General features: G+C 71.5%; 2 pseudogenes. One reads left to right on the top strand and one right to left on the bottom strand.

What is annotated here, in order from left to right:
- Nucleotides 1-346: 346 nt before the first annotated feature.
- Nucleotides 347-1417, top strand: a pseudogene (locus A5713_RS17925) (hypothetical protein); the annotation flags it as partial.
- Here the strand turns inward: A5713_RS17925 and A5713_RS27740 are convergent.
- Nucleotides 1375-1479: pseudogene (locus A5713_RS27740) on the bottom strand (hypothetical protein); the annotation flags it as partial. The pseudogenes A5713_RS17925 and A5713_RS27740 sit on opposite strands and share 43 nt — an antisense overlap.

Below are 1479 nucleotides of genomic sequence, written 5' to 3'. Positions count from 1 at the left end.
GAGCGGCGGGCGGGGCGCAGGCCGCGGCGCGGCCACCGGCGGACCCATCGGGATGGGCGCCGCCACCGGCCCCGGCATCGCCCCAGCCGGGGCCCGGCCCGTCCCACGGCGACCAGTGGGACGACTGGCTGCATCGTCACCTGGGGCAGCACGGCATCCCGGTCCCCTAGCCGTAACGCCGCAAAACCGAAGGCGCCGAGCGCGCGTAAAATCGGCAGACGAGGGGAACATAGGGTGGGGACTCAGTGACCTCTGGCGTATTCGCGGGGTGCGGCGGCCACGTCCTCATCATCAGGGCTAGCAATCGAACCTTGGAGGAGCTTTGGACACCGTGCTTGGCGTGTCAATGGCGCCGACGGCAGTCCGGATGGTGCTGGTCGAAGGCCAAAATGGCGAAGGCGCCACCGTCGACGAAGACAATTTCGACGTCCCGCCCGAAGACGACGCCGCAACGCTCACCGCGGCCAACCAGGTAGTCTCGGCGATCCTGGGCACCCGCCAGGGCGCGGCCGAAGGCGGCTACCAGCTGGCGTCGACCGGTGTCACCTTCACCGACCCGATCGAGGCCGCCGCCCTGCGCGATGCGCTGGCGGCCCACAAGGTCGAGAACGTGATGTTGGTCTCGGCTTTCCTGGCCGCGGCCGCCCTGGCGCAAGCGGTCGGCAGTCAGACCAACTACGCGCAGACGGCGCTGCTCTACATCGAGCCCGACACGGCCACCCTGGCCGTCGTCAACAGCGCCGACGGGTCGATCGCCGACGTGCGCCGGCAGCCGCTCCCGGCCGATGACGAGGCTGCCGTGGCCCAGCTGGCCACGATGGTGTCGGGCGTCGAGTCGCTCGAGACGCGCCCGGACGGCGTGTTCGTCGTCGGGTCCGGCATCGACATCCCCCTGATCAAACCCGCGTTGGAGGCGGCGACCTCGCTGCCGTTGTCGGCCCCCGAGGAGCCCGAAACGGCGCTCGCCCGGGGCGCGGCGCTGGCCTCGGCGCATGCCCCGCTGTTCTCGTCGTCCACCGCGGCGCTGGCCTACGCGCAAGACCCGGGCACCGGCGCCATAAACCCGTTCGCGGTGGCGCCCGGCTACTTCGAGACCCCAGGAACCCTGGGCCGGGACGCGCTCGCCTACAGCGCCGTGCCCGACGAAATGGACGACTTCTACACCGGCGCGCACACCGGCGCCACCGCGCTCGTCGACGCCGGTTATCCCGAGCGCAGCTCGTTCCGCCTGGTGGGCAGCATCGTGGCGGGCGTGTTCGTTATCGGTGTGGTGGCGCTCGTCGTCTCGTTGGCGATCGCCATCCGGCCCACGGCCAACGTCCGGCCCAGCCCGAACCAGAACGTGGTCGTCGCGCCCACCCGGCCGGCCCCGGCACCGGCGGCTCCCGCGCCGGCCGAGGCCCCGGCACCGGCGGCCTCGCACACCTCGGAGATGGCGTTGATGAACGAGATCTTGGTGGCCAGAAAGGCATTGGCGGA

Source organism: Mycobacterium sp. E2497 (assembly GCF_001668695.1).
GTDB lineage: Bacteria > Actinomycetota > Actinomycetes > Mycobacteriales > Mycobacteriaceae > Mycobacterium.
Note: the sequence above shows the minus strand (reverse complement) of the source record. Positions and strands in the feature narration are given on the sequence as shown.